Source organism: Streptomyces sp. NPDC051211 (assembly GCF_040689505.1).
In the GTDB taxonomy this organism is placed as follows: Bacteria; Actinomycetota; Actinomycetes; order Streptomycetales; family Streptomycetaceae; genus Streptomyces.
Genome location: NZ_JBFBAV010000004.1, coordinates 132,703 through 157,418, shown reverse-complemented (window position 1 = coordinate 157,418; position 24,716 = coordinate 132,703). Strand labels below are relative to the sequence as shown.

Sequence of the window (24,716 nt, the reverse complement as noted above, 5' to 3'; positions counted from 1 at the left end):
GGCTACCAGCGGTAGTCGGGCTGGGTCTGGACGTTGAGCCGGTCCATCCACACCCACTTGGCGCTCTCGGTGCGCCAGTCGTCGATCCTCAGGACGTCGAGGCCCTTGACGATGTCGTTCGAGTAGATGTGCCCGTTGTAGTAGTACGCCGACCAGGACCCGCCGAGGGCCAGCGCGTTCGGGTCGACCGGGCCCCGCTCGAAGAAGGCGATCTCCTTCGGCTTGGCGGAGTCGGTGAAGTCCCACACCGACAGGCCGCCCTGGTACCAGGCCTGGACCATGATGTCGCGGCCCCCGCCGACCGGGATCAGCGAGCCGTTGTGGGCCACGCAGTTCTCGGTGTTGGCCTGGTGCCGCGGGATCTTGAAGTAGCTGCGGAAGGCGAGCTTGCGCGCGTCTCCGCGGCCGGTGATGTCGTAGATGCCGTCCGCACCCCGGTTGGGCCCGGTGGCCTCGTTGCAGGTGGCGCCGACACCGCCGCCGAGCTCGTCGGTGAACACCACCTTGTTGGCCCGCTCGTTGAAGGTGGCCGAGTGCCAGAACGCGAAGTTCACGTTGTCCTGCACCCGGTCGATGACCCGGGGCTGCTCCGGCTTGCTGATGTCGAAGAGGATGCCGTCGCCCATGCACGCGCCGGCGGCGAGGTTCTTCGAGGGCAGCACGGTGATGTCGTGGCAGCCGGTGGTCCTGGAGACGCCCGGGTTGGTGGGCGCGCCCGGGTTGCCGCCGTCCGGGAAGAGGACGGGGAAGCCGACCACGGCGGCCTGGGTCGGGGCCTTCTTCGGAACCTTGATCACGGAGATGCCGTCGTGCGGCGGCTTGCAGTCCGGGAAGGCGTCGTTGGGCGAGTACGAGGAGACGTAGACGTAGATGTCGCGGCCGCCCGGCACCAGGGTGTGGGTGTGGGAACCGCAGGCCGTCTCCACGGACTTGATGTACTTGGGGTTCTTCTTGTCGCTGATGTCGAAGATCTTGATGCCCTCCCACGAGGACTTCTCCGTGGCGGGCTGCGAGACGCTGCTGCAGGAGTCGTCGCTGCGCGAGGAGTCGGTGGAGAGGAAGAGCAGGTCGCCGGAGACCGAGATGTCGTTCTGGCCGCCCGGGCAGAGCACCTGGGTGACCGTCTTCGGGGCCTTCGGGTTGCCGATGTCGTAGATGCTGAAACCGTCGTAGCTGCCCGCGTAGGCGTACTTGCCCTGGAAGGCGATGTCGGTCTCGATGCCGTCGGGGTTGGTGCTCGGTATGTTCGCGAGGTGCTTGATGTTGGCGCTGTGGACGATCTCGTCCTGGCCGGGTGTCTCGCCTGCGGCGAGCCGCGCAGCCGGGGACCGCTGCGCATCGCCGGGATCCGGCGTGGCGGCCGCCGTTCCGGCTGCCAGGAGCGTGGCGAGGAGACCGGCCGCCGCGGCGACCGCTCCCAGCCTCCTGCGCCGCACACGGGTGTGGTGCGTCGAGGTCACTGTGCCCTCCCTTGGAGTCCCTTCAATCCGTTCCTCTTGGGAACGGAACGTGGACCACGGCAGTATCTTCCCCTTCATGGACATGGCAAAGGGGTTTCTCCGGGGTTTCGCAGGTGCGGCCGTGGCCGCGGTGTTCGTGCTCGGGCTCACCGCATGCCAGGACGAGGACCGCAAGGACGCCTCCGGGCCTGCGGTCATCGCCCCGGGCAAGCCCGGCGAGAAGTCCCGCACGCTCGCCCCCGAACAGGCTGCCGAGGAGCGTCCCGACGACAGCCCCAACGCCGCCGATTTCACCTACGTGCAACGCATGATCGAACACCACCGGCAGGCCCTGACCATGAGCGCACTCGCCCCCGAACGGGCCTCGGCGGACCCCGTCAAACGGCTCGCGGAACGGATCGCGGCCGCCCAGCAGCCCGAAATCGGAGCCATGGAAGGCTGGTTGCAGAAACACCCGGCCCCCGGCGGCGGCACCGGCGGCCATGACCACGCGGGCATGCCGGGCATGGCGACCGAGGCCCAGCTGGCCGAACTGCGAGCGGCCAAGGGCGGGGCCTTCGACCGGCTCTTCCTCACCCTGATGATCGCGCACCACGAGGGGGCGCTGAAGATGGCGGGCGAGGCGCTCTCCGGCGGCAACAACGCGGCGGTGGAGGAGATGGCCAACGACGTGGTCGCGCAGCAGAGCGCCGAGATCCACCGGATGCAGTCGATGGGCTGAGCGGCACGACGCCTCCCGAAGGCTCGGCCCGAGACTCGGCCCGAGGACTCGCGCGCACAGGGCTGACGCGCCCGCGCCGCGGTGTCATGCTGGAAGGCACCTGCGGAAAGGAGCTCCGCCGTGCTTCGTGTCGCCGTCGTCGGTTCCGGCCCGAGCGGGGTCTATGCCGCGCAGACGCTGGTCCAGCAGCGCGAGGTGCCGGGCGTGCGGGTCGACGTACTCGACCGCCTGCCGGCTCCGTACGGCCTCGTCCGGTACGGGGTGGCCCCCGACCACGAAAAGATCAAGTCGCTGCAGGGCAACCTGCGGGGCGTCCTGGAGGACGAGCGGATCCGGTTCCTCGGCAATGTCGAGGTCGGCGGGGAGCAGCTGCCCACCGCACGGCTGCTGGAGCTGTACCACGCGGTGGTGTACTGCGTGGGCGCGGCCCGGGACCGGCTGCTCGGCATCCCCGGCGAGGAGCTGGGCGGGGTGCATTCGGCGACCTCGTTCGTCAACTGGTACAGCGCCCACCCCGACGCCGAGACGGCGGACTTCCGGCTGGCCGGGGTGCGGTCGGCGGTGGTGGTCGGTGCGGGCAACGTGGCGGTGGACGTGACCCGCATCCTGGCCCGCGGCGAGGCGGAACTGCTGCCCACCGACATGCCGCAGCCGGCGCTCGGCGCGCTGGCCGGCAGCAGGGTGCGCGAGGTGCGGATGGTGGCCCGGCGCGGGCCCTCCCAGGGCAAGTTCACCACCAAGGAGCTCCGGGAACTGGGCTCCCTGCCGGGGGTCGCGGTCGCCGTGGACCCGGCCGAGCTGGCCCTCGATCCGGCGTACGCGGGGCAGGGCGCCGCCCTGCCGGCCGTGAACCGGCGCAATGTGGAGGTGCTGCGGGGCTGGGCGGAGGACCCGCCCGGCGGAGCGGACCGGCGCATCGAGCTGAGGTTCTTCCTGCGCCCGGTTGAGCTGCTCGACGACGGTGCCGGACACGTCCGCGCGGTGCGGTTCGAGCGGACCCTGCCGGACGGGCGGGGCGGGGTGACGGGCAGCGGCACCTTCGAGGAGATCGAGGCGCAGCTGGTGCTGCGCTCGGTGGGCTACAAGGGGGTCGCTCTGGCGGGCCTGCCGTTCGACCCGGCCAAGGGGACCGTGCCGCACGCGGCGGGTCGGGTCCTGCGGGACGGCCGGGCCTCGGTCGGCGAGTACGTGGCGGGCTGGATCAAGCGCGGCCCGACCGGGGTGATCGGCACGAACCGCCCGTGCGCGAAGGAGACGGCCTCCTCGCTGCTCCAGGACGCGGCCGCGCTGGCGGCTCGCGACCTGCCGGACGACCCGCTTCCGGCCTTGCGCGCGGCCGGGCTGCGGCCGGTGGAGTGGCCGGGGTGGATGGCGATCGAGCGGGCGGAGGTGGAGCTGGGCAGCTCACTGGGCCGCCGCTCGGTCAAGATCCCGGACTGGCCGGGCCTCCTGCAGGCGGCGGAGGTCTCGCCTCCGGCGTGATCGGCGGGGCGGTTCCTCGCGTCGGCGCCAAGACCCGAGACCCGAGGCGCGAGGCGCGAGGCGCGAGGCGCGAGGCCATTGCGGACAGTATCTGACCTATATAGCCGCTAGCGTCGCGCCATGACCATTCTGGTGACGGGTGCGACGGGAACTCTGGGACGGCAAGTGGTCGGGCAGCTGGCCCGGGAGGGGCGGCGGGTCCGGGCGCTGACGCGTGAGCCGGCCGGCGCGGCGGGGCTGCCTGGAGGTGTCGACGTGGTGGGCGGCGACCTGACGAGACCGGACACGTTGGCAGCGGCCCTCGAGGGGGTCACGGCGGTGCACCTGCTCGGCGCCACCGGAGCCGGCCACGTCCCGCTGCCGTCGGGGCCGGAGATCGTGGCGATGGCCCGTGCCGCGGGCGTGCGGCGGATCACGGTCCTGTCGCCCGGCGCCGAGGGCGCCCTTGAACGGGCCGTGCGGGCGAGCGGGCTGGAATGGACGTTCGTCTGGCCCATCGACCTCATGTCCAACGCGCTGGGCTGGGCCGATGCCGTCCGCGACAGGGCCGAGGTCCGCGAACCGTACGGGCGGCGCCGGACCGCTTCGGCCGACGAGCGGGACGTGGCCGATGTCATCGCGACCGTGCTCACCTCGGGCGGCCACGGGGGGCAGTGCTACACGGTGACGGGCCCCGAGGCGCTCACCCCGGCCGACAAGGTGGCCGCCATCGCGGCGGCGACCGGCCGCGACATCCGGTTCACCGAGCTCACCGAGGAGCAGGCGCGCCGGCAGTGGCGGGCCGAAGGCTGGCCCGGGGAGGGCATCGAATTCATGCTGACGATGTGGGCGACGGTCCCCGAGACGGTGGCCGAGGTGACCCAGGCGGTCGAGCAGGTGACCGGCCGCCCACCCCGCTCCTTCACCCGCTGGGCCACCGCGCACGCCGGCTTCTTCCGCCCCTGACCTGCGCCGGCCGGCTCGGGAGTCGGCGGGCCCTGAAGTCGGCCGGCCCTGGAGTCGGCCGGCCCTGGAGTCCGCGCGCTCTGGAGTCGGCGGGCCCTATTGCCGGCGGGCCGCCTCCGCCGCGGCCGCCGTCAGGACGCTGTCCAGCAGGCCCGGGAACAGCTCGTCGAGGTCGGCCCTCCGCAGGGCGTTGAGTTTGGTGGTGCCGTGGTACGTCTGCCGGACCACCCCGCTCTCCCGCAGTACGCGGAAGTGGTGCGTGGTGGTCGATTTGGTGACGGGCAGCGGGAAGTGCGAGCAGGCCAGCCCCGTCTCGGCGCCCGCCAGCTCGCGGACGATCGACAGCCGGACCGGGTCGGACAGGGCGTGCAGCACCCCTTCCAGCCGGATCCCGGCCGGCTCCGGATGGGCCAGGGTGCGGCTCGACTCACGGTCGGTCATGGCCGTTTCTCCGTTCGCTCGTCGCCGCTACCCGCCCATCGTACGAGGGTCAGGAGCGGTGGTAGGGAGCCGGGACCCGGATCTCCGCGTCCAGCTCGCGGGCCGCGCGCCGGGCCCAGTAGGGGTCGCGGAGCAGCTCGCGGCCGAGCAGGACGGCGTCCGCCTGCCCGTTGGCGAGGATCTTCTCCGCCTGCGCCGGTTCGGTGATCAGCCCCACCGCGGCCACCGGAAGCTCCGTCTCCGCCTTGACCCGGGCCGCGAACGGCACCTGGTAGCCGGGCCCGACGGGGATCCGGGCCGACGCCGCGTTGCCTCCGGTGGAGACGTCCAGCAGGTCCACGCCGTGGGCGCGGAGCAGCCCGGCCAGCCGGACCGTGTCGTCGGCCGTCCAGCCGTCCGGCTCCAGCCAGTCGGTGGCGGAGATCCGGAAGAACAGCGGGAGTTCCTCGGGCCACACCGCCCGTACCGCGTCGACGACTTCGAGGGCGAACCGGGTGCGGTTCTCGAAGGAGCCGCCGTACGCGTCGGTCCGCCGGTTGCTGTGCGGGGAGAGGAACTCCCCGATCAGGTAGCCGTGTGCGCCGTGGAGCTCGACGACCTGGTAGCCGGCGGCCAGGGCCCGCCCGGCGGCGGCCGCGAACTGCCCGGCGATCTCGCGGATCTCATCGGTGGTCAGTTCGTGCGGGACCGGGTGGCCCTCGGCGAAGGCCAGCGCGCTGGGGGCGCTGGGCAGCCAGCCGTGCCCTTCGGGCCCGACCGGCTTCCCGCCCCGCCAGGGCCGGTCGGTGGAGGCCTTGCGGCCGGCATGGCCGAGCTGGATGCCGGGGACGGTGCCCTGCTCCTTGAGGAACCCGGTGATCCGGCGCAGCGCCTCGGTCTGGGTGTCGTTCCAGAGGCCGAGGTCGTAGGGGGAGATCCGGCCTTCCGGGGAGACGGCCGTGGCCTCCTGGAGGATGAGGCCGGTGCCGCCGGCCGCGCGGGCCGCGTAGTGCGCGAAGTGCCAGTCGTGGGCCACGCCCGCGTTGGGCCCGAAGGCCTCGGCGCTGTACTGGCACATCGGGGCCATCCACACGCGGTTGGGCACGGTGATCGAACGCAGGGCGTAGGGCTCGAACAGGGCAGCGCTCACGAAGGCTCTCCAGACATCAGGTCCGAGGACGGATCCAAGTTCGAGAGTCACCGTACTACGAGACCCCTCGTAGTACGAGACTTCTCGTATAACTGCCCGTTGCTGAAGGATGCCCTTCTGGGACAAGGACGTCCGGAGGTGTACCGGCCATGACCGAGGTACTGCTGCTCGCGGGGACCCGCAAAGGACTCTTCATCGGGCGCCGCAGAGGCGGCGGCCCCTGGGAGTTCGACGGCCCCCACTTCAACGCCCAGGCCGTGTACGCGGTCGCCGTGGACCGGCGCGGCCCCGCGCCCCGGCTGCTGGTCGGCGGGGACAGCTCGCACTGGGGCCCGTCCGTGTTCACCTCCGACGACCTCGGCGCGACCTGGCAGGAGCCCGCGGTCCCGGCCGTGAAGTTCCCGCAGGACACCGGCGCCTCCCTGGAGCGGGTCTGGCAGCTGCATCCGGCCGGGCCGGAGGCACCCGACGTGGTGTACGCGGGAACGGAGCCGGCCGCACTGTTCCGCTCGGCCGACCGCGGCGAGTCCTTCGAGCTGGTGCGTCCGCTGTGGGAGCACCCCAGCCGGAAGGACTGGCAGCCGGGCGGCGGCGGCGAGGGCCTGCACACGGTGATCACCCACCCCGCCGATGCGGACACGGTCACCGTCGCCGTCTCCGCCGCCGGCGTGTTCCGCACCACCGACGGCGGGGCCAGCTGGGCCCCCTCCAACAGCGGGGTCTCCGCCGTCTTCCTGCCCGACCCGAACCCCGAGTTCGGCCAGTGCGTACACAAGATCGCCCAGGACGCCGGGGACACCCGCAGGCTCTACCTGCAGAACCACTGGGGCGTCTACCGCAGCGACGACGGCGGCCGGAAGTGGACCGACATCGGCAGCGGCCTGCCCTCGGACTTCGGTTTCGCCGTCGTCGCCCACCCGCACCGCCCCGACACGGCGTACGTCTTCCCGTTGAACGCGGACTCCGACCGGGTGCCGGCCGAGCACCGCTGCCGGGTGTTCCGCACCCGGGACGCCGGCGCCAACTGGGAGCCGCTGGCCGCCGGACTGCCCTCCGGCGACCACTACGGCACGGTGCTGCGGGACGCCCTGTGCACGGACGACGCCGACCCGGCCGGCATCTACTTCGGCAACCGCAACGGCGAGCTGTACGCCAGCGCGGACGACGGGGACAGCTGGCAGCTGCTGGCCTCGCACCTGCCCGATGTCCTGTGTGTACGGGCCGCGGTGATCGGCCAGTAGAGTGACCGTTCGTGGCAGCACGACCTCTGAACGAAATCGTCGAAGCGGGCTGGGCGAAGGCCCTTGAGCCGGTGGCAGGACAGATCGCCGCGATGGGCGACTTCCTGCGCACCGAGATCGCGGCGGGACGGACGTACGTACCGGCCGGCGCCAACGTCCTGCGCGCCTTCCAGCAGCCCTTCGAGGAGGTGAAGGTGCTGATCGTGGGGCAGGACCCCTACCCCACCCCCGGGCATGCCGTCGGGCTGTCCTTCTCGGTGGCCCCCGAGGTCAGCCCGGTGCCGCCGAGCCTGGACAACATCTTCCTGGAACTGCACCGGGACCTCGGTACGGGCCGGCCCGCGAACGGGGATCTGACCCCGTGGACCCGGCAGGGGGTGCTGCTGCTGAACCGCTCGCTGACCACCGCCCCGCGCCGGTCCAACGCGCACCAGGGCAAGGGCTGGGAGGCCGTCACGGACCAGGCCATCCGCGCCCTCGCCGCCCGCGGCAAGCCGCTGGTGTCCATTCTCTGGGGGCGGGCGGCCCGCAATCTGCGGCCCCTGCTCGGCGAACTGCCGGTCGTCGAGTCCTCGCATCCCTCCCCCAAGTCCGCGGACTACGGTTTCTTCGGCTCCCGGCCGTTCAGCAGGACGAACGACCTGCTCACCCGCCAGGGCGCTCAGCCGGTGGACTGGCGCCTGCCGTCCGTCGGTTGACCGTATCTGATATTCACCGGATAAATACGGACAGATGCCGCTCGTCTGAACCCTGCCCGAACAGCCGGTACGGGAAAGCCAGTAGCATGCGGCGCCATGAGCACCCCCACTGGGCCCGCGAACGGCCTGCCCGTACGAATGCCGCGACCCCGCCCGAGCGGACGGCACCGCCGTCCTGAGCCCGCGGTGGCGCCCGAGAACGCGCCCGCGCTGGTGCTCGCCGTGCCCGGTGCCCCGTCGGCCGCCTCGCGGGGCCTCGCCGAGGAGATCCTCAGCATCGGCCGCTCGGAGCTGCCCGGGCTGGACGCCCGCATCGGCTACGTCGACGGCGGTCTGCCGGACGAGAACGGAACCCCGGAGTTCCCGGCGCTGTCGGCCGTGTTGACCGCGATCGCCGACGAGCGCGCCGCTCGCGCCGAGTTCGCCCGCGCCACCGGCCAGGACGTGCCCGCCGCCACCGGCCCCGACGCCGTGGTGGTGCCCCTGCTGGCCGGCCCGGACGGCGACCTGCTGCGCCGGATCCGCCAGGCGCTCATGGACTCCCGGGCCGCCGCCGAGCTGGCCGACGTGCTCGGCCCGCATCCGCTGCTGGCCGAGGGCCTGCACGTCCGGCTGTCCGAGGCGGGCCTGGCCCGTGCCGACCGGGCCCGGCTGTTCACGGTCGCGACCGCCGCCGACGGCATCATCCTGGCCACCACCGGCGGCGAGGAGGCCGTGCAGGCCGCCGGGATCACCGGCATGCTGCTGGCCGCCCGCCTCGCGGTGCCGGTCATCGCGGCCGCGCTGGACCAGGAGGGCTCGGTGGCCGCGGTCGCCGACCAGCTGCGCGGCTCCGGCTCGGCGCAGCTGGCCCTGGCCCCGTACCTGATCGGCCCGGAAGCGGCCGAGGGCCTGCTGGACACGGCCTGCAAGGAGGCCGACTGCGCGGCCGCCGAGGTGCTGGGCGCCTACCCGGCGCTCGGCAAGCTGGCGGTGGCCCAGTACTCCGCCGCGCTCGGCATTCCGCAGGGCGCCCCGGCGCACTGACCCGCACCTCGTCCGTACGTGGGCCCGCTCCCGGATTCCGGGGGCGGGCCCACGTGCGTGCGGGGGATTCCGTTTCGGGATCAGGCGAAGAGCACGCAGCCGGCGGCGGGCACCGGCACCGAGCCGGCCCGGTCGGGCCGTCCGGTCAGCGGGTCGACCTCGAACCAGGTGACGTCCCCGGAGTGCTCGTTCGCCGCGTAGAGGCGGCGCCCGGCCGGGTCCAGGGCGAGATCGCGCGGCCACCGCCCGCCGCACCCCACGGTGGCGGTGAGCTGCGGGTTCGCCGGATCGTCCGCGGTCGCCAGCACGGCGATCGTGTCGCTGCCGCGGACGGCCGCCCAGAGGAACCGCCCGTCGGGCGAGGCGACGAGTGCCGAGGGATAGGCCCGTGGAGCCCCTGGAGCGGCCTCTGGAGCGACCGGAACCTCCCGGACCGGTTCCAGGGACCCGGCGGCCGCGTCCCAGCGGCAGACGGTCAGCAGCGGCCGCAGCTCGTTGAGGACGTAGACCAGCTCCCCCGCCGGATGGAAGGCGAGGTGACGGGGACCATTCCCCGGCGGCAGCTGCGCCTGCGCGTGCACGCCGAGGGCGCCGGTCGCCTCGTCCAGGGCGCAGATCCGCACGGAGTCGGTGCCGAGGTCCACGCTGAGCACCCATCGGCCGGTGGGGTCGGTCAGCACCTGGTGCGCGTGCGGCTCGCGCTGGCGCTCGGGGTCGGGGCCGGAGCCCCGGTGGGCGAGCACCGAGGCGGGTGCGCCGAGGGTTCCGTCGGGCCGGACGGGGAGGGTGCTGACGCTCCCGGAGGTGTAGTTCGCGGTCAGCAGCCAGGCCCCGGCCAGGCCGAGGTGGGTGGGGCCCGAAGCGCCGACGGGCACCGGCGGGCCGGCGGGGTGCGGCAGGCCGTCCTCGTCGAGGGCGAAGGACCGTACGGCGCCCTGCTCAGCCTCGCTGACCGCGTAGAGGCGGGCCGGGCGCTGCGTCGCGTGCGCCAGGGCCAGGTAGGAGGGGTTGGCCACCGTGTCGGTGCTGCCGAGGACGGTGAGCGCCCCGGTGCGGCCGTCCACGGCCGCGGTGGTGATCCCGCGGCCGCCTGCCGATGTGAACGAGCCGATGTAGGCCCGGCCTTCGCGCTCCGCCACCGTGCACCCCTCTCCAGTGATGAGTCCGGAGCCGACGGTAACAGAAGGTCTAGACCAAATCTCGTCCCAGGGCCCGGTCCTCCGCACCGGGATGGTGGACGTAGGCCGGGGTCTGCTGCCGGTCCTCGTAGGTACGGTGGAAGACGGGGGTGGCGGAGCCGGAGATCGGCGGCACGATCCAGGACCAGTCGGCCCCGACGTCGCGGCCCTTGCGCTCCTCGCGTTCCAGGTGGGTGAGGAAGCGCCGGGACTCGGTGTGGTGGTCGGCGATGGTGACCCCCGCACGGTCGAAGGAGTGCAGCACGGCCCGGTTGAGCTCGACCAGCGCCCGGTCCTTCCACAGCGAGCGGTCGCTGGAGGTGTCCAGGCCCATCCGGCGGGCCACCCCGGGCAGCAGGTTGTAGCGGTCGGCGTCGCCGAGGTTGCGGGCGCCGATCTCGGTGCCCATGTACCAGCCGTTGAAGGGGGCCGCGGGGTAGTGGATGCCGCCGATCTCCAGGCACATGTTGGAGATCGCGGGGACCGCGTGCCAGCGCAGCCCCCAGTCCGTCCAGTGGTCGTCGTCCGGATGCTCGATGGGCACCTCCAGCACGGCGTCGGCGGGGAGTTCGAACCACCGGGGCTTGTCGTCGCAGCCCTGGACCACCAGCGGGAGCAGGTCGAAGGGGGTGCCGGGGCCGCCGGGCCAGCCGCGTTCGCGCAGGGCCTCGGTGAGTTCCCGGTTGCGGGGATCCCCGACGGTGACGGAAGGATGGTCGCCGTAGCCGGCGTACCGGATGAGCTGCTCGTTCCAGATGAGCGGGCCCGGGCGGTCCGGGGTGTCCGGGGCGAAGACCGTGATCGTGGGGCGGACCCGGCCGCCGTTGGTGGCGTCGCGCAGGTGCTCGACGCACTCGGCGGCTATCTCGTCGCCGCCGGTGAGTTCCCGGCGGTCGCGCACCCGCAGGGAGTTCCAGTACAGCCGGCCTATGCAGCGGTTGCTGTTGCGCCAGGCGACCCGGGCGCCGTGCACGAGCTCCTCGTGGGTGTGCCGGTAGGTGCCGGTCTCCGCAAGTTCCTCCCGTACGGCGGCGAGCCGGTCCCGCGGATCGCCTGTGCCGGGGTTCTCGCGGTGGAAGAGCCGGATGAACTCCTCGGCCTCTGCCCACACCTGAGCGGTCGTCGAGAGCTGTTGCAGTATTTCCATTCCGGGCGGTTACCCCCTGTCCGGCCAGATCCACCCTGTACATGCCGGATGAATGTGCGGTTCGCCATCACCGGTTGTACATGCCGCAGGTCAGCGACGTCCGGCAGATGCGCGCCGCGACACTCGTCCGAGTGATGATCAGCTCAACGGCCGGACCATGTAGAGGGCTTGCTCGCCGGCGGCCGGGGTGCCGTCGTAGAGGGTGGTGTCGAGACCGCAGAAGGCGAATCCCATCCGCCGGTAGGCGTGGACGGCGGGGGCGTTGACGCTGGAGACCTCCAGCCAGAGGTGGCGGGCGCCGCGCTCGCGGGCGAAGGCGGCGGCGTGTTCCATCAGGGTGCGGCCGATGCCCAGGCCCCGGTGGGCGGGGGCGATTTCGATGTCCTCGACGGTCAGCCGGCGGTTCCAGGCGCTGTAGCAGACGGCCGCGAACCCGCAGAGCCGGCCGCCGTCGGCGGTGTCGGCCGCGCCGGTTTCGTCGGCCGTGTCGGCTGCGTCGGCCGTCTCGGTCGTGTCGGCCGTCTCGGTCGTGTCGGCCGTCTCGGTCGTGTCGGCCGTCTCGGTCGTGTCGAGGGCGACGAAGGTGCGGCGGTCGGCGGCGGTGTCCTCGCCGATCTCCTGCTCGTCGTGCTCCTCGGGCGGGAAGACCTTGTGCAGCGGCGGGTCGACGGGGACCTCGCGGAGGACGAACCCGGTGTCGGTGGCGGTGGCCTCGAAGACTGTACGGGTGGTGAAGGAGCCGTCGAGGGCCTCGATGGCGGCCGCGTCCTCGGGGCGGGCGAGCCGGTAGCTGATGCGCGGTGCGGTGGTCACCCGACGACCGTACGCGTCACAGGGCCGCGTCGAGGAACTTCGCGAGACCGGCGTGGTCCAGGGCGCCGGCGTGCACGGCGACCGGCTCGCCGTCCTTGAGCAGCACCACGGTGGGCGCGGAGGCCACCGCGTACCGGCGGGTGGCCTCGGGGCAGCGGGTCATGTCGGCGCGGACCGCGGTCAGCCGGCCGTCGTAGGCGCGGGCGGTGTCACGGACCACGACGTCCATCGCGCGGCAGGCCTCCACGGCCTTGGGCCAGCTGCCGCGGAAGAGGACCAGGACCGGTGTGCCGTGCGCCATCGCGAGGACGAAGTCGAATTCGGCGTCCTCCATCGGCTGGTGGACATGGCTCGCCATCGGCATACTCCCGGGTCCCGCGGCACAAAAATACCCCGACCGATATTGACGGCCAGGGCGATCATCTGCGTATATTTGATGTTTCACACCCAGTCTTTTTATCTGGGCGTGAAGAAGCTTACGAGGACACTGTATCGCGGCGGGAGTGGAATTGTCAACCGAGGAATTCCGGAATGAACAACGATTCATCACGGAGCTCTACGCACGCCTCGACGACCTGCGTGACCAGGCCGAACGGGCGATGCACGAGGCGCTGCGGGCCGAGGGCGAAGGTCTCCAGGCGCGCCTGGAACGCGATGTGCTGGTGGCCGAGCAATCCGGTCTGATTTCCGCTCTGAATGCGGGCGAGAACGGACTCTGTTTCGGCCGTCTCACCTTCTCCGACGGACGCGACCACCACATCGGCCGTATCGGAATCAGGCAGGACGACCCGGACCGCACCCCACTGGTGGTGGACTGGCGGGCGGATGTCGCGCGCCCGTTCTATCTCGCGACCGGGTACTACCCGATGGGGCTGCGCCGGCGCCGCCACCTGACCACCCGCGGCCGCGAGGTGACGGCCCTGCACGACGAGATCCTCGACCTCACCGACGCCGAACGCACCGGCCACGAGGGGGCCGACGCGGACGACGTGCTGCTCGCCGCGCTCGACGCCGCCCGCACCGGCCGCATGCACGACATCGTGCGGACCATCCAGGCCGAGCAGGACCACATCATCCGCTCCCCGCACCGCGGGGTGCTCGTGGTGGAGGGCGGCCCAGGCACCGGCAAGACCGCCGTGGCCCTGCACCGCGCCGCCTACCTGCTCTACGCGCACCGCGACCTGCTCGCCCGGCGCGGAGTGCTGATCGTCGGCCCCAACCCGGCCTTCCTCGGCTACATCGGCGAGGTGCTGCCGGCCCTCGGGGAGACGGGGGTGCTGCTGGCCACCCTGGGCGAGCTGTTCCCCGGCGTCCGGGCCACCGGCACCGACCGGCCCGGCGCGGCCGGCGTCAAGGGACGGGCGGAGATGGCCGAGGTGTTGGCCGCGGTGGTGCGCGACCGGCAGACCCTGCCGGAGACGGTGCCGGCCGGGGCGGGCGAGGACAGCGAGATGCTGCCGGAGCCGGCCCTGGAGATCGACCACGACGACTACGGCACCCTGCTGCTGGACCGCACGATGGCGTACGAGGCCCGGGACCGGGCCCGGTCCACCGGCCTGCCGCACAACCTGGCCCGCCCCTACTTCGCCTTCCGGATCATCGACGCGCTCACCGAGCAGCTCACCGACCGGCTCGGCGCGGACCCCTACGGCGGGCCCAACCTGCTCGGCGCCGACGACATCGCCCAGCTGGGCAAGGAGATCGCGACGAGCGCCACCGTGCACGCCGCCATCGACGCGCTGTGGCCGGCGCTGACCCCGCAGGAGCTCGTCGCCGGCTTCCTCGCGGACCCCACCCACGTCTCGGAGGCGGACGCCGATCTGATCCGGCGCACCGCGGGCGGCTGGACGCCGGCCGACATCCCGCTGCTGGACGAGGCCGCCGAACTGCTCGGGCACGACGACAGTGCGGAGCGGGCCGCGGCCGAGCGGGACCGGCAGGAGCGCATCTCGTACGCGCAGGGCGTGCTGGAGCTGTCCCAGGGCTCGGAGAGCTATGAGTTCGAGGACGAGGAGAAGGAGTACCTCGCCGCGCACGACGTCATCGACGCCGAGCGGATGGCCGAGCGGCACGAGGAGGCCGACCACCGGAGCACCGCCGAGCGGGCCGCCGCCGACCGCACCTGGGCCTTCGGCCACCTGATCGTGGACGAGGCGCAGGAGCTGTCCGCGATGGCGTGGCGGCTGCTGATGCGGCGCTGCCCCACCCGGTCGATGACCCTGGTCGGCGATCCGGCGCAGACCGGTGACGAGGCCGGGCTGGGCTCGTGGGAGCGGATCCTCGAGCCCTATGTCGGGGACCGCTGGGAGCTGGTGCGGCTGGGCGTCAACTACCGCACCCCCGCCGAGATCATGGAGCTGGCGGCGGGTGTGCTGCGGGCCCGGCAGCCCGGGTTCGAGCCGCCGAGCTCGGTGCGGTCCACCGGCGTTCGGCCGTGGGTGCGGGCCACCGGGGACCTGGCCGGGGCGGTGGCGGAGGCCGTCGCGGAGGGGACTCCGGCGGAGGGGCGGCTCGCGGTGATCGCGCCGCGCGCGCTGCACGGCGTACTGGCCGAGGTGCTGCCGGGGGTGCGGGCGGGTGCGGAGCCGGACCTGAAGCGGAGCGTGGTCCTCCTGGATCCGCGCCAGTCCAAGGGCCTGGAGTTCGACACCGTGATCGTGGTGGAGCCGGCCGACCAGCAGCCCAGCGATCTGTACGTCGCCCTGACCCGGGCGACCCAGCGGCTGGGCGTGCTGCACACCGGGCGGCTGCCGGCCGGCCTGGACTGACCCCGGTCAGGCGCCGGCGTTGGGCCGGGCCGGCCTCCGGCCCGAGCCGATCGCCCGTCAGGCGCCGACGAGCGGGGACCTCGGGTCGGTGCGCAGCGGGTCGGCGAGGGCGGCGAGGGCGTGCTCCAGGCCGTGCAGGTGGGCCAGGGCGGGAGCGTCCGCGGTGGGCCGCGACTGCGGGGCGGCGGGGGTGCCGTCGCCGGTCAGGGCTTCCACGGCGGCCTCGACCCGCCAGCAGGCGGCGGCCAGGCGGGCGTCGTGCGAGGCCTGCGGGTCGGCGGCGACGGCCGCCAGCCCGCGCACCTCGCGGGCGCAGTCGTCGAGCAGGGCGAGCACCTGCCGCGCCCGTGCCTTGCGGGCGCGCAGCGGACTCAGCGGGTGGACCAGGGGGGCCAGGGCCATCCGGACCCGGCCGAGGAGCAGTTCCAGCTCGGCGGCGTGCGGGGCCGGGTCCGCCTCGTCGTCGCCGGCGAGGCGCTGCAGGGAGGCCGCGGTGGCCGCCCGTACGCAGTGCAGGGCGCGCTGGATCCAGGCGTCGTTGGCGGCGTGGGTGGTGACGGGGAGGACCAGGGTCACGGCGAGGGCGGCGCCGAGCGCGCCGAGCGCGGTCTCCTCGAAGCGGAGGAGCAGCAGGCCGGGGTGGAGCACGCCGAGCAGTCCGTACAGCAGGCCCGCCATCACGGTGACGAAGAACATCATCCAGGAGTAGGAGGGGGCGGCCGTGTAGAAGATGCCGAAGACGCAGACGGCGACGAGGGCGGCGGTGGGGGCGGCGGCGCCGTGGAGCGGGACGGCGATGAGCAGTCCGGCGGCGATGCCGGTGACGGTGCCGACGACCCGGCGGAAGCCGCGGACCAGGGTCTCGCCACGGGAGGCCGTGTTGACGAAGATCCACCAGGCGGTGCCGACGGCCCAGTACCAGCGGTCCTCGGAGAGGAGCTGGCCGACGGTCAGGGCGAAGGCGCAGGCGGCGGTGGCCTGGAAGGCCTGCCGGGTGGTGGGGCGGGCCAGGCCGGTGCCGGGCAGCGGCGGCGGGGCCGGGGCGGGCGGGGTGCGCCGCTCGATGGGCCAGAGCAGGAAGCGCACGGCGGCGGAGGCGGCGAGGGCGATGCCGATGGCGGTGTAGAGCTCGGGCAGCTGGGCGGGGGCGGCGTGCAGGAACTGCGTCACGAAGAACTGCATGAACGCGAAGATCCCGAGCGCGTGGCCGCGCGGGCCCCAGCGGCGGGCGTAGACCCCGCAGAAGACGACGGCGAGGAAGGCGGCGTCGCGCAGGAGGGGGGCGCCGTGCAGGGAGGTGGCCAGGGCCAGGACCGGGAATCCGACGGCGGGCAGCAGGGCGGTGGTGGCCGCCTGGCGGCGCACGGTGGCGTCGGTGACGGTGAAGAGGGCGAGCAGGGCCGCCAGTCCCCCGGTGATGGAGGCGGTCAGGGACAGTCCGGCCAGTTCGGCGACGGCGACGGCGAGGCCGGTGCCGATGACGGCACGGGACGAGTTCCTCAGCCTGAACAGCCCCGGATCCGGAGCCACGAACATCCTCTTCACGGCGGTGTGCCGCCCCCCTTGCAGTGGTGCGCCGCCGGGCCGTGGACCGCCCGGGGTGGTGGGCGGCCGGCAGGCACGACGAAGGCACCGCGGTCCGTCCCGGCCTCGTCGCCGGTCCGGCGCTGCGCGGCGCCGTAAGTACATGGATAGTGCACAGATAAGCATCCCGGGGGCCCCTGGCTCAACACAGGACGCCGGAGGTGGGCCATTGGCCCAGCTGCCGACCGCATTCATGGGCCACCGGATGCCAACGGCCCAGGCTCGCGACAGCCCGGTGCCCGCCTCCGGACCGGCGCCCTTCCGGGCGGGGCGGGGCTCGGGCAGTATGACCGCGTGGCGGGGGACGAGCAGACGAGACGTGACGAGCTGTACCGCGACCCGTACCCGCTCTACGCCCGCGCCCGCCGGGCCGAGGGGCTGACGTACCTGCCCGAGTGCGATGCGTGGCTGGTGGCGCGCGACCGGGACGTGCGGGAGGTGCTGCTGCGCGCCGAGGACTTCTCCTCCGCGAACTCCCTGCTGCCGGACATCCCGCTCTCGGAGGCGGCGCTCGGCGTCCTGCCCCGCGGGTTCGGGCCCCGGCCCACCGTCGTCTCCACGGACGGCGCCGCCCACCGGCGTCACCGGGCACCGCTGAACCGCGGACTGTCCGCCAGCCGGGTGGCGGCGCTGCTGCCGTACGCCCGCGCCTGCGCGGAGGCACTGGTGGACCGCTTGGCGGCGGACGGGTCCGCGGAGCTGGTGGAGGCGTACGCCCGGCCGCTGCCCGGGCAGGTGGTGGGGCAGCTGATCGGGCTGGACCCGGCGGACGTGCCCGCGGCCGTGCACGGCGGCTACCGGGCCGAGGAGCTGCTGTTCCGGCCGCTGTCTCCGGAGGGGCAGGTGGCTGCCGCCGAGGACGTGGTCGCGCTGCAGCACCTGCTGGACCGGTACGTCCGGGACCGGCAAGCCCGTCCCCGGGACGATCTGTGCTCGGCCCTGGTGGCCGCCCTCGCGCCCGGTGACACCGAGCTCACCCTCGAACAGCGCCACGAACTGGTGGCGAGCCTGCAGAACCTGCTGATCGCCGGCTTCCTCACCACCAGCGCACTCATCGGCACCACCCTGCTGCACCTGCTCCACGACCGGCGGCAGTGGCGGATGCTGTGCGCCGATCCGGGACTGATCCCGGCCGCGGTGGAAGAGGCCGCCCGCCACGACACGGCCGTCCAGGCCTTGCGGCGGACCACCACCCGTCCGGTGACGATCGCCGGGACCAGGCTGCCCGCCGGGGCCACCGTGCTGGTGGCGTACGGTTCGGCCAACCGGGACGAGGAGCGGTACGAACGGGCCGGGGTGTTCGACATCGGGCGGCCCGAGGACCGGCGGCATCTCGCCTTCGGGCACGGGCCCCACGGCTGCCCCGGATCGCAGCTGGCGCGCGAGCAACTGCGCCTGACACTCGACCTGTTCATCCGCCGGCTGCCGGACCTGCGACTGGACCGGGACGCTCCGCCGCCGGCGATGCGGCCCACTCTGATCCACCGCTCGCCGCAAGCCCTGCACGTGACCTGGTGAGCGCGCGGCAACCGGCGCCGGGCGCCCGGTGCCCGGCCGGTGGGCGCGGTTGTTGCCGCAGCACGTCAACCTCGTGGCAGGAACGCCGGCTCGCGGACAAGCGGTCCCGCGGTCCCTATCATCCCCGGCCATGAGCGTACCCACCGCCCTCAGCCCCGGCGAGGCATCCGCCCGCCTCCCCGAGTTGACCGTCGTCGACGTCCGCACTCCCGCCGAGTTCGCGTCCGGCCATCTGCCGGACGCCGTCAACGTCCCCCTGGACCGGCTCGCGCGGAGCCTGCCGGAGCTGCGGCAGGCCGCAGAGCGCCGGCCCCTGCTCCTGGTGTGCGCCTCCGGCACCCGTTCGGAGAACGCCGTCAAGTCCCTCGCCTCCCACGGCATTTCCGCGTCCAGCCTCACCGGCGGCACCCGGGCCTGGGCGGCCGGCGGCCACAGCCTCCGCTACCCGGCCGGCGGGGCGCGGGCCACCTGGGGGATGGAACGCCAGGTCCGCTTCACCGCGGGCACCCTCGTACTGCTCGGACTGGTCCTCGGGCTGCTCGTCCACCCGGCCTTCCAGCTGCTGTCCGCTGCCATCGGTGCCGGCCTGGTCTTCTCCGCGCTCACCGACACCTGCGCGATGGCGGTCGTGCTCGGCAGGCTCCCGTTCAACCGCCGGGGCGAGAAGGCCGCCTCCGTCGAGTGAATTCATGCCCGGCGGAGGCGCTTTCCGCCGTCGCTGACGCCGGGGGTCAGGGCCGGGGCGCTCCGGCAGGGGCATCCGCCGGGGGCCTGCGCATGTGCGGGACGGTGGCCTGTGCGGCGAGGTGGTCCTGGAGCAGGGCGTGCCGGAACTGGTAGACCGGGCCGACCCGGCGCAGGATGCCGAGCCGGTGGGCCTCCTCCAGGAAGGCCATCGTCCGGAGCGGCAGCCGTCCGCGGTGGGCGAGCCACAGGCGGGCCACGGCGAAGTGCCCCCAACTGGTGGCGGACAGGGCCAGCAGGGCTCCGATGACCACTGCGGCAAGGAGTTTGGGACCGGCCGCCGACACCCCCTCGGTGAGGTTGTCGAGGGTTCCGACGTACTGCCACGGGGCACTGCGCATGGCGGCGTGCAGAACGAAGGCGAGGGCGCAGAGCAGGGCCACGGCGAGCCCGTACCGGCGGTCGGCACGCAGGGAGGAGGCGGGCGTGGCGCCGCCGTCGGTGACCAGCGGTGCCCGGCCGAAGCGCAGCAGGGCCAGGCCGGTTCCGAAGAAGGCCCCCAGCACCAGCGGTGGCGTGTTCTCCGTGATCTTCCCGAGGAGTTCGAGGGGATCCGGGTCGGAGGCGAACACGAAGGGCAGTACGTTGCACAGCAGCGCGAAGCCGAGGACGGTCAGCGGGACCGAAGCCAGTTCGGCCGCCAGCCGCCGCCCCCGGCCGCGCAGGCCGAACCGGCCCCAGGTGGGCAGGGCGGGCGGATGCGGCGGGCCGGCCGCCAGCACGGTGAGGGTGTACGGGATCACCGCCATGGCCATCTGCGAGACGGTCCCCCACACGCTGGTGTACGCGGTCGTGAGGAAGTGGTGCCGGCCCAGGACGAACAGCCCGCCGTGCAGGATGCCCGCCGTGCCGCCGAGCAGCAGGGCCGCGCAGGTCGCCGTGCCCCGGCTCATCGGGGCGAACCGGCGGAGCAGCGGGGCCACCGCGGTGAGGAACAGCACCCCCAGTCCGAAGCCCAGGGACCGGGCGACGCGCATCGGCTCGGTGACGACCGCGAGGGTGAAGTCCTCTGGCCACTTCAGCCAGTAGTGGACCAGCTCTGCCGCCGTATGGCAGAGGAACGCGGCGAGGCCGAGGCACAGCCCCCGCCGCCAGGTGCCGGCCAGGGCCGGGACCGCCTGGTGGAGCTGCCACCACTGGAAGTCGTACGTGCCCCGGCCCTGCAGGTGGGCGGCGAGCTGCGCCAGCCGGCGGGGCGCCTGCCCGGGGTCGAGGGCGGGCCGGCTGCCGGGGGTTGCGGCGGCGAGCCGGGAGTCCCGGTCGCAGAGCGCGGGCACCACTCCCGCCAGCAGCCGCTTGGTGATCGCCGCGGCGTCGGGGAAGCGGTCGCTGTCGGCGAGTTCCTCCGGGCCGCCGGACCCGGACCCGATCCCGGCTCCCGCCCCGGCCCCGGCCGGGCCCGAGTAGACCAGCCGGACCATGGAGGCGTTGAGGGGATTGAGCAGGGCGGTCGCGGCCGGGCCGTCCGGGGCGGCCCGTAGCCGCTCGGTCAGCCTCCGCCAGCGGGGGTCGAGCTCTCCGGGGGCGGCGCCCAGCGTCAAGTACTCGATCAGCGCGTCCAGGCTCACCGGCTGCGGCTCGACCACCGCGGTTGCGGTCAGCACGTCCCGGCAGCGGGTCACGGCCTGTTCGTAGGCGGCCGTCCGGCAGGTGAGGACCAGGGGGCCGCCCTCCGCCAGGTGGTCGTTGATCATCGTGAACACCCGGGCCTGGTGCGGGGCGGGGATCTCGTCGAGGCCGTCCAGGACGGGCAACAGGCGCCGGGAGGCCAGGAGTTCGGCGGCCACCCCGACGCCGTGCATGCGCCGCCCGTCGCCCAGGGCCGGGTACTCCGCCGTGAGCCGGGCGCTCAGCCAGGACCGCAGGTGGGGGTGGTCGAGCACCTCGGAGGAGAGCGAGAGGATCACCGGGACGGGATCGCCGGGGCGTCGGGTGCGCAGCAGGGCGAGCGTGAGCAGCAGGGCCAGGGTGGTTTTGCCGGAGCCGGCCGGGCCCAGGATGGCCAGCCGCCGCCAGGGCAGCGCACGGAACGCTTCGGCGAGGCGGGTGCCGTCGTCCGCACGGCAGTGCAGGGACGCTCCGATCACGGCGGCATGGTCGGCGAGCGCGCGGGAGCTGTCCGTCCAGCGGACGTCCAGCGGGCGCGGGTCGGCGAGTCGGCGCAGCGCCGCCTCCCGGGTCCATGCTTGTTCGACCAGGCGGGCCAGCCGTTCCTCGGCGGCGTCCAGTTGGTCCGCCGTGGGCGGCTGGGGGCCGGCCGTGTTCTGGCGGGCCCAGAGGACCAGTGCGGCCACGGCCGTCCAGGCGCCCAGCACCGAGGCGGTGTCCCCGGCGGACTCGACGTTCCCGCCTGCCCACGCGAGGACGAGTACGACGGTGATGAGCGCGGACAACCCGGCTGCCACACCCCAGCGCCACCGCATCACGATGTGCCTCCCTGCACCGCGCTCCCCCCGCCCCGGGGCCTGCCCCGACCAACGAGAGGTGACGGGCGAAGGCAACGGGAATCACCCGTTCCGGGCGGTACGCCGCCCGTGCCATCGCCCCGGTGACCCGTGCGCCGGCTGCCATCATGACCGGCATGACGGTGGACGAACTCGACACCCGCATCCTGCGGCTGCTGATCGAGCAGCCGCGCACCAGCGTGCGCGAGTACGCCCGGCTGCTCGGCATCGCGCGCGGCACGCTGCAGGCCCGGCTGGACCGGCTGGAGCGGACGGGGGTGATCACCGGGACCGGGCCGGTGCTGTCCCCCGCCGCGCTGGGTCATCCGGTGCTGGCCTTCGTGCACATCGAGGTGACCCAGGGCCACCTGGACGAGGTCGGGGACGCGCTGGCCGCCGTACCGGAGATCATCGAAGCCTTCTCGATCACCGGCGGCGGGGATCTGCTGACCCGGGTGGCGGCGCGGGACAACGCGCATCTCGAGGACGTCATCCAGCGCCTGATCCGGCTGCCCGGGGTGGTCCGCACGCGCACCGAGGTGGCGCTGCGGGAGCGTGTGCCGCACCGGCTGCTGCCGCTGGTCGAGGCGGTGGGACGGGCTGCCCGCAAATCCTGACAGGATGGACGGGACAGCCACACGACCGGCAGAACGGGCGCAGCGGATGATCTCCGTCATATTCGATCTCGACGGCACTCTCGTGGACAGCGAGCCGAACTACTACGCATCCGGCCGGCGCACCCTGGAGCGGCACGGCGTCCCCGGCTTCACCTGGGAGCAGCACGCCGCCTTCATCGGCATCGGGACGCGGGAGACGCTGGAGATCCTGCGCGAGCGGTACGGGATCCAGGCCCCGGTGGAGCAGCTGCTGGCCGAGCAGAACGCGGCCTATCTGGAGCTGGCCCGGACCGAGACCCAGGTCTACCCGGAGATGCGGAAGCTTGTGGAGCGGCTGTACGCGGAGGGCGTGCCGATGGCCGTGGCCTCCGGTTCCTCCCGGGAGGCGATCGACGCGGTGCTGGCCGGCACCGGGCTGGACGCCCTGCTGACGACGGTGGTCTCGGCGGAGGAGGTGCCGCACGGCAAGCCGGCCCCGGACGTGTTCCTGGAGGCGGCCCGGCGGCTGGGCGCCGCGCCGACCGAGTGCGTGGTGGTGGAGGACGCCGCCCCGGGGGCCCGGGCGGCGCTGGCGGCCGGGATGGACTGCGTGGCAGTCCCGTACGTCGAGGCCACGGCCGACGATCCGGCGTTCGCGACGGCCGGGCTGCTGTTCCGGACCGGACAGCGGGATTTCACCGCGGATGCGGCGTACGAGTACCTGGCCGGGCGGCGTTCCGCCTAGCGGGGCGAGCCGGGAAGATCCGTCCGACCGCGCGGGTTAGTAGAACCGTGAACGATTTCGTGCGGGATGTGGATGTGGTCGTCATCGGGGCCGGCCAGGCCGGCCTGTCGAGCGCGTACCACCTGAAGCGGGCGGGGCTGGGTTTCGTGGTGCTGGACCACGCGCCGCGGCCGGGCGGGGCCTGGCAGTTCCGGTGGCCCACGCTGACCTACGGCCGGGTGCACGGCATGCACGCGTTGCCCGGGATGGAGCTGACCGGGGCGGATCCGCTGCGCCCGTCCGCCGAGGTGATCGGGGAGTACTTCGACCGGTACGAGCGGACCTTCGGGCTGGGTGTGCAGCGGCCGGTGGAGGTGACGGGGGTGCGCGAGGGCGAGGGGGGCCGGCTGGTGGTCGAGTCCTCGGCCGGCGCCTGGTCGGCGCGGGCGCTGATCAACGCGACGGGGACGTGGGACCGGCCGTTCTGGCCGCGCTACCGGGGCCAGGAGACCTTCCGTGGACGCCAGGTGCACACGGCGGGCTATCCGGGGCCCGGGGCGTTCGCGGGTGCGCGGGTGGTCGTGGTGGGCGGCGGCACCTCGGCGGTGCAGCATCTGCTGGAGATCGCCGGGGTGGCGGCGGAGACCACCTGGGTGACGCGGCGGCCGCCGGTGTTCCGGGACGGCTCCTTCGGCGAGGCCGAGGGCCGGGCGGCGGTGGCGCTGGTGGAGGACCGGGTCCGGCAGGGGCTGCCTCCGCAGAGCGTGGTGAGCGTGACCGGGCTGCCGCTGAACGAGGCGGTCCGGGCGGGTCTGGAGTCCGGGGTGCTGGACCGCCGGCCCATGTTCGACCGGATCACCCCGGAGGGGGTGGCGTGGGCGGACGGGTCCGAGGTGGCGGCCGATGTGATCCTGTGGGCCACCGGGTTCCGGGCGGCGATCGACCACCTGGCGCCGCTCCGGCTGCGCGAGCCGGGCGGCGGGATCCGGCTGGAGGGCACCCGGGCGGTGCGGGATCGGCGGGTGCACCTGGTGGGGTACGGGCCTTCGGCGAGCACCATCGGCGCGAACCGGGCGGGCGGCGCCGCGGTCCGCGACATCCGCCGCCTGCTGAGCAGGGAACCGGCGGCGGTCCCGGCCTAGCGCGGACCGGGGAGGCTAGGTCTGGCGGGCGGTCGCGCGGGCCCGGTTGAACTCGGCGACGTGGCGCTGGTGTTCCTCGTAGGTCGCCGAGAAGCGGGTGTCCCCCGGTTTGACGGTGACGAAGAACAGCCAGTCCCCCGGGGCGGGTGCGACTGCGGCGGCCATGGCGTGCAGGCCGGGGCTGTCGATGGGGGTGGGCGGCAGGCCCTGGCGCGCGTAGGTGTTGAAGGGGCTGTCGATGCGGGTGTCGGCCAGGGTGGTGTCCACGGTGTTGCGGTTCAGCGCGTAGTTGAGGGTGGAGTCCATCTGCAGCGGCATCGACCGGGCCAGCCGGTTGTGCACCACACGGGAGACCTTGCCCATGTCGGCGGGGGTTTCGGCCTCCGCCTGGATGATGCTGGCGAGGGTGGCCGTCTGGTAGGGGGTCATGCCGTGGGCCTTGGCCCCGTCGGCGACGGCCCGGGTGGCCAGCTTCTCGCCGGCCGTCCGCACCATGTAGCCGAGCAGGTCGGCCGGGGTGGTCTTCGAGGTGACGGGGTAGGTGGCGGGGAAGAGGTACCCCTCGGGGTTGCCCTTGGCCTCCGGCGGGAGGGCCGGGCCGATCGTTCGCGCGGCCGTCTTGGTGGTGCCGGGCGGCACTTTGAGTTCGCGGTCGATCGCGGCGTACACCTGGGAGGCCCGCCAGCCTTCGGGGATCAGCAGTCGGCGCGGCTGCTCGGGCTTCTTGTCGGGGAACAGCAGCGGGACCAGGAGGGCGGCGCCGGTCGCGAGCAGCAGACCGAGGAAGATCGCCAGCCGGCCGCGGCGGGTGAGGCGGGTCCGGCCCTTCTTCGGCCGGTACTCATCAGACATACAGGCACGCTAACCCGCGATATGTGACATTCCCGGCACCCAGACCGCGTGCCAGTCATACGG

At 73.5% G+C, this 24,716-nt stretch carries 22 protein-coding genes; 12 read left to right on the top strand and 10 right to left on the bottom strand.

All coding sequences use genetic code 11. The features are described 5' to 3' along the window. Positions 1-2 precede the first annotated feature (2 nt). On the bottom strand, positions 3-1,460 hold the full coding sequence (locus AB0447_RS06950; RefSeq protein ID WP_366475466.1) for a hypothetical protein: 1,458 nt from the start codon (positions 1,458-1,460) through the stop codon (positions 3-5). Positions 1,461-1,536: 76 nt separating this feature from the next. Here AB0447_RS06950 and AB0447_RS06945 point away from each other — a divergent pair, with 76 nt between their 5' ends. From AB0447_RS06945 to AB0447_RS06935, 3 genes are all read left to right on the top strand, one after another. Then, a complete protein-coding gene (locus AB0447_RS06945; protein ID WP_366475465.1) occupies positions 1,537-2,181 on the top strand; it encodes a DUF305 domain-containing protein in 645 nt (214 codons plus the stop codon). 120 nt (positions 2,182-2,301) lie between these two features. Further along, complete coding sequence (locus AB0447_RS06940) at positions 2,302-3,663, top strand: FAD-dependent oxidoreductase (RefSeq protein ID WP_366475464.1); 1,362 nt, start codon at positions 2,302-2,304, stop codon at positions 3,661-3,663. A gap of 120 nt (positions 3,664-3,783) precedes the next feature. After that, the gene (locus tag AB0447_RS06935) at positions 3,784-4,608 is read left to right on the top strand and encodes an NAD(P)H-binding protein (RefSeq protein ID WP_366475463.1); all 825 of its coding nucleotides are present in this window, start codon (positions 3,784-3,786) and stop codon (positions 4,606-4,608) included. 96 nt (positions 4,609-4,704) lie between these two features. Here AB0447_RS06935 and AB0447_RS06930 read toward each other — a convergent pair whose 3' ends face one another. Together AB0447_RS06930 and AB0447_RS06925 are read right to left on the bottom strand one after the other, a co-directional pair. After that, positions 4,705-5,049, bottom strand: coding sequence for a helix-turn-helix domain-containing protein (locus tag AB0447_RS06930; protein WP_366475462.1), 345 nt, complete (start codon positions 5,047-5,049; stop codon positions 4,705-4,707). Positions 5,050-5,098: 49 nt separating this feature from the next. Beyond that, positions 5,099-6,178, bottom strand: a complete 1,080-nt coding sequence (locus AB0447_RS06925) for an NADH:flavin oxidoreductase/NADH oxidase (RefSeq protein WP_366475461.1) — start codon at positions 6,176-6,178, stop codon at positions 5,099-5,101. Between the two features lie 149 nt (positions 6,179-6,327). Between AB0447_RS06925 and AB0447_RS06920 the strand changes: the two genes are divergently transcribed. The 3 genes from AB0447_RS06920 (at position 6,328) to AB0447_RS06910 (ending at position 9,143) form a co-directional block, all read left to right on the top strand. After that, positions 6,328-7,419: an exo-alpha-sialidase gene (locus tag AB0447_RS06920; protein WP_366475460.1), complete on the top strand. Its 1,092-nt coding sequence runs from the start codon at positions 6,328-6,330 to the stop codon at positions 7,417-7,419. A gap of 11 nt (positions 7,420-7,430) precedes the next feature. Then, a complete protein-coding gene (locus AB0447_RS06915; RefSeq protein WP_366475459.1) occupies positions 7,431-8,117 on the top strand; it encodes a uracil-DNA glycosylase in 687 nt (228 codons plus the stop codon). Positions 8,118-8,213: 96 nt separating this feature from the next. Then, positions 8,214-9,143: a hypothetical protein gene (locus tag AB0447_RS06910; RefSeq protein WP_366475458.1), complete on the top strand. Its 930-nt coding sequence runs from the start codon at positions 8,214-8,216 to the stop codon at positions 9,141-9,143. Between the two features lie 80 nt (positions 9,144-9,223). Here the strand turns inward: AB0447_RS06910 and AB0447_RS06905 are convergent, their stop codons facing one another. The 4 genes from AB0447_RS06905 to AB0447_RS06890 all read right to left on the bottom strand — a co-directional run bounded on the left by AB0447_RS06905 (position 9,224) and on the right by AB0447_RS06890 (position 12,639). Continuing rightward, positions 9,224-10,282 carry a lactonase family protein gene (locus AB0447_RS06905; RefSeq protein ID WP_366475457.1) on the bottom strand — a complete coding sequence of 353 codons (1,059 nt, stop codon included), beginning with the start codon at positions 10,280-10,282 and terminating at the stop codon, positions 9,224-9,226. A gap of 49 nt (positions 10,283-10,331) precedes the next feature. After that, positions 10,332-11,468 (bottom strand): nitric oxide synthase oxygenase, encoded by a 1,137-nt coding sequence (locus AB0447_RS06900; protein WP_366475456.1) that lies wholly within the window; start codon positions 11,466-11,468, stop codon positions 10,332-10,334. Between the two features lie 138 nt (positions 11,469-11,606). Continuing rightward, positions 11,607-12,281, bottom strand: coding sequence for a GNAT family N-acetyltransferase (locus AB0447_RS06895; protein WP_366475455.1), 675 nt, complete (start codon positions 12,279-12,281; stop codon positions 11,607-11,609). Positions 12,282-12,297: 16 nt separating this feature from the next. After that, positions 12,298-12,639 carry a thioredoxin domain-containing protein gene (locus AB0447_RS06890; protein WP_366475454.1) on the bottom strand — a complete coding sequence of 114 codons (342 nt, stop codon included), beginning with the start codon at positions 12,637-12,639 and terminating at the stop codon, positions 12,298-12,300. A gap of 151 nt (positions 12,640-12,790) precedes the next feature. Between AB0447_RS06890 and AB0447_RS06885 the strand changes: the two genes are divergently transcribed. Continuing rightward, positions 12,791-15,049 (top strand): ATP-binding domain-containing protein, encoded by a 2,259-nt coding sequence (locus AB0447_RS06885; protein ID WP_366475569.1) that lies wholly within the window; start codon positions 12,791-12,793, stop codon positions 15,047-15,049. 57 nt (positions 15,050-15,106) lie between these two features. On the opposite strand, the gene AB0447_RS06880 is transcribed toward AB0447_RS06885, so the two are convergent. Further along, positions 15,107-16,585 carry an FUSC family protein gene (locus AB0447_RS06880; protein ID WP_366475568.1) on the bottom strand — a complete coding sequence of 493 codons (1,479 nt, stop codon included), beginning with the start codon at positions 16,583-16,585 and terminating at the stop codon, positions 15,107-15,109. Between the two features lie 342 nt (positions 16,586-16,927). Between AB0447_RS06880 and AB0447_RS06875 the strand changes: the two genes are divergently transcribed. Next, on the top strand, positions 16,928-18,151 hold the full coding sequence (locus AB0447_RS06875) for a cytochrome P450 (protein ID WP_366475453.1): 1,224 nt from the start codon (positions 16,928-16,930) through the stop codon (positions 18,149-18,151). 130 nt (positions 18,152-18,281) lie between these two features. Then, positions 18,282-18,836 (top strand): rhodanese-like domain-containing protein, encoded by a 555-nt coding sequence (locus tag AB0447_RS06870; protein ID WP_366475452.1) that lies wholly within the window; start codon positions 18,282-18,284, stop codon positions 18,834-18,836. Between the two features lie 46 nt (positions 18,837-18,882). Here the strand turns inward: AB0447_RS06870 and AB0447_RS06865 are convergent, their stop codons facing one another. Further along, on the bottom strand, positions 18,883-21,318 hold the full coding sequence (locus tag AB0447_RS06865; RefSeq protein ID WP_366475567.1) for an NACHT domain-containing protein: 2,436 nt from the start codon (positions 21,316-21,318) through the stop codon (positions 18,883-18,885). Positions 21,319-21,476: 158 nt separating this feature from the next. On the opposite strand from AB0447_RS06865, the gene AB0447_RS06860 reads away from it, so the two are divergent. From AB0447_RS06860 to AB0447_RS06850, 3 genes are read left to right on the top strand one after another with little or no spacing between them, the layout of a single operon-like run. Next, positions 21,477-21,956, top strand: a complete 480-nt coding sequence (locus AB0447_RS06860) for an Lrp/AsnC family transcriptional regulator (protein ID WP_366475566.1) — start codon at positions 21,477-21,479, stop codon at positions 21,954-21,956. 46 nt (positions 21,957-22,002) lie between these two features. Further along, a complete protein-coding gene (locus tag AB0447_RS06855) occupies positions 22,003-22,680 on the top strand; it encodes an HAD family phosphatase (protein ID WP_366475451.1) in 678 nt (225 codons plus the stop codon). A gap of 47 nt (positions 22,681-22,727) precedes the next feature. Beyond that, complete coding sequence (locus tag AB0447_RS06850; protein WP_366475450.1) at positions 22,728-23,801, top strand: FAD-dependent oxidoreductase; 1,074 nt, start codon at positions 22,728-22,730, stop codon at positions 23,799-23,801. A gap of 15 nt (positions 23,802-23,816) precedes the next feature. On the opposite strand, the gene mltG is transcribed toward AB0447_RS06850, so the two are convergent. Beyond that, on the bottom strand, positions 23,817-24,653 hold the full coding sequence (gene mltG, locus AB0447_RS06845; RefSeq protein ID WP_366475449.1) for an endolytic transglycosylase MltG: 837 nt from the start codon (positions 24,651-24,653) through the stop codon (positions 23,817-23,819). Positions 24,654-24,716 lie beyond the last annotated feature (63 nt).

Bases quoted from the DNA above. Each gene is read 5' to 3' on its own strand.
- AB0447_RS06945 (WP_366475465.1), top strand. From the start codon at position 1,537: ATGGACATGGCAAAGGGGTTTCTCCGGGGTTTCGCAGGTGCGGCCGTG.
- AB0447_RS06935 (WP_366475463.1), top strand. From the start codon at position 3,784: ATGACCATTCTGGTGACGGGTGCGACGGGAACTCTGGGACGGCAAGTG.
- AB0447_RS06930 (WP_366475462.1), bottom strand. From the start codon at position 5,049: ATGACCGACCGTGAGTCGAGCCGCACCCTGGCCCATCCGGAGCCGGCC.
- AB0447_RS06920 (WP_366475460.1), top strand. From the start codon at position 6,328: ATGACCGAGGTACTGCTGCTCGCGGGGACCCGCAAAGGACTCTTCATC.
- AB0447_RS06910 (WP_366475458.1), top strand. From the start codon at position 8,214: ATGAGCACCCCCACTGGGCCCGCGAACGGCCTGCCCGTACGAATGCCG.
- AB0447_RS06900 (WP_366475456.1), bottom strand. From the start codon at position 11,468: ATGGAAATACTGCAACAGCTCTCGACGACCGCTCAGGTGTGGGCAGAG.
- AB0447_RS06890 (WP_366475454.1), bottom strand. From the start codon at position 12,639: ATGGCGAGCCATGTCCACCAGCCGATGGAGGACGCCGAATTCGACTTC.
- AB0447_RS06880 (WP_366475568.1), bottom strand. From the start codon at position 16,585: ATGTTCGTGGCTCCGGATCCGGGGCTGTTCAGGCTGAGGAACTCGTCC.
- AB0447_RS06870 (WP_366475452.1), top strand. From the start codon at position 18,282: ATGAGCGTACCCACCGCCCTCAGCCCCGGCGAGGCATCCGCCCGCCTC.
- AB0447_RS06865 (WP_366475567.1), bottom strand. From the start codon at position 21,318: ATGCGGTGGCGCTGGGGTGTGGCAGCCGGGTTGTCCGCGCTCATCACC.
- AB0447_RS06860 (WP_366475566.1), top strand. From the start codon at position 21,477: ATGACGGTGGACGAACTCGACACCCGCATCCTGCGGCTGCTGATCGAG.
- AB0447_RS06855 (WP_366475451.1), top strand. From the start codon at position 22,003: ATGATCTCCGTCATATTCGATCTCGACGGCACTCTCGTGGACAGCGAG.
- mltG (WP_366475449.1), bottom strand. From the start codon at position 24,653: ATGTCTGATGAGTACCGGCCGAAGAAGGGCCGGACCCGCCTCACCCGC.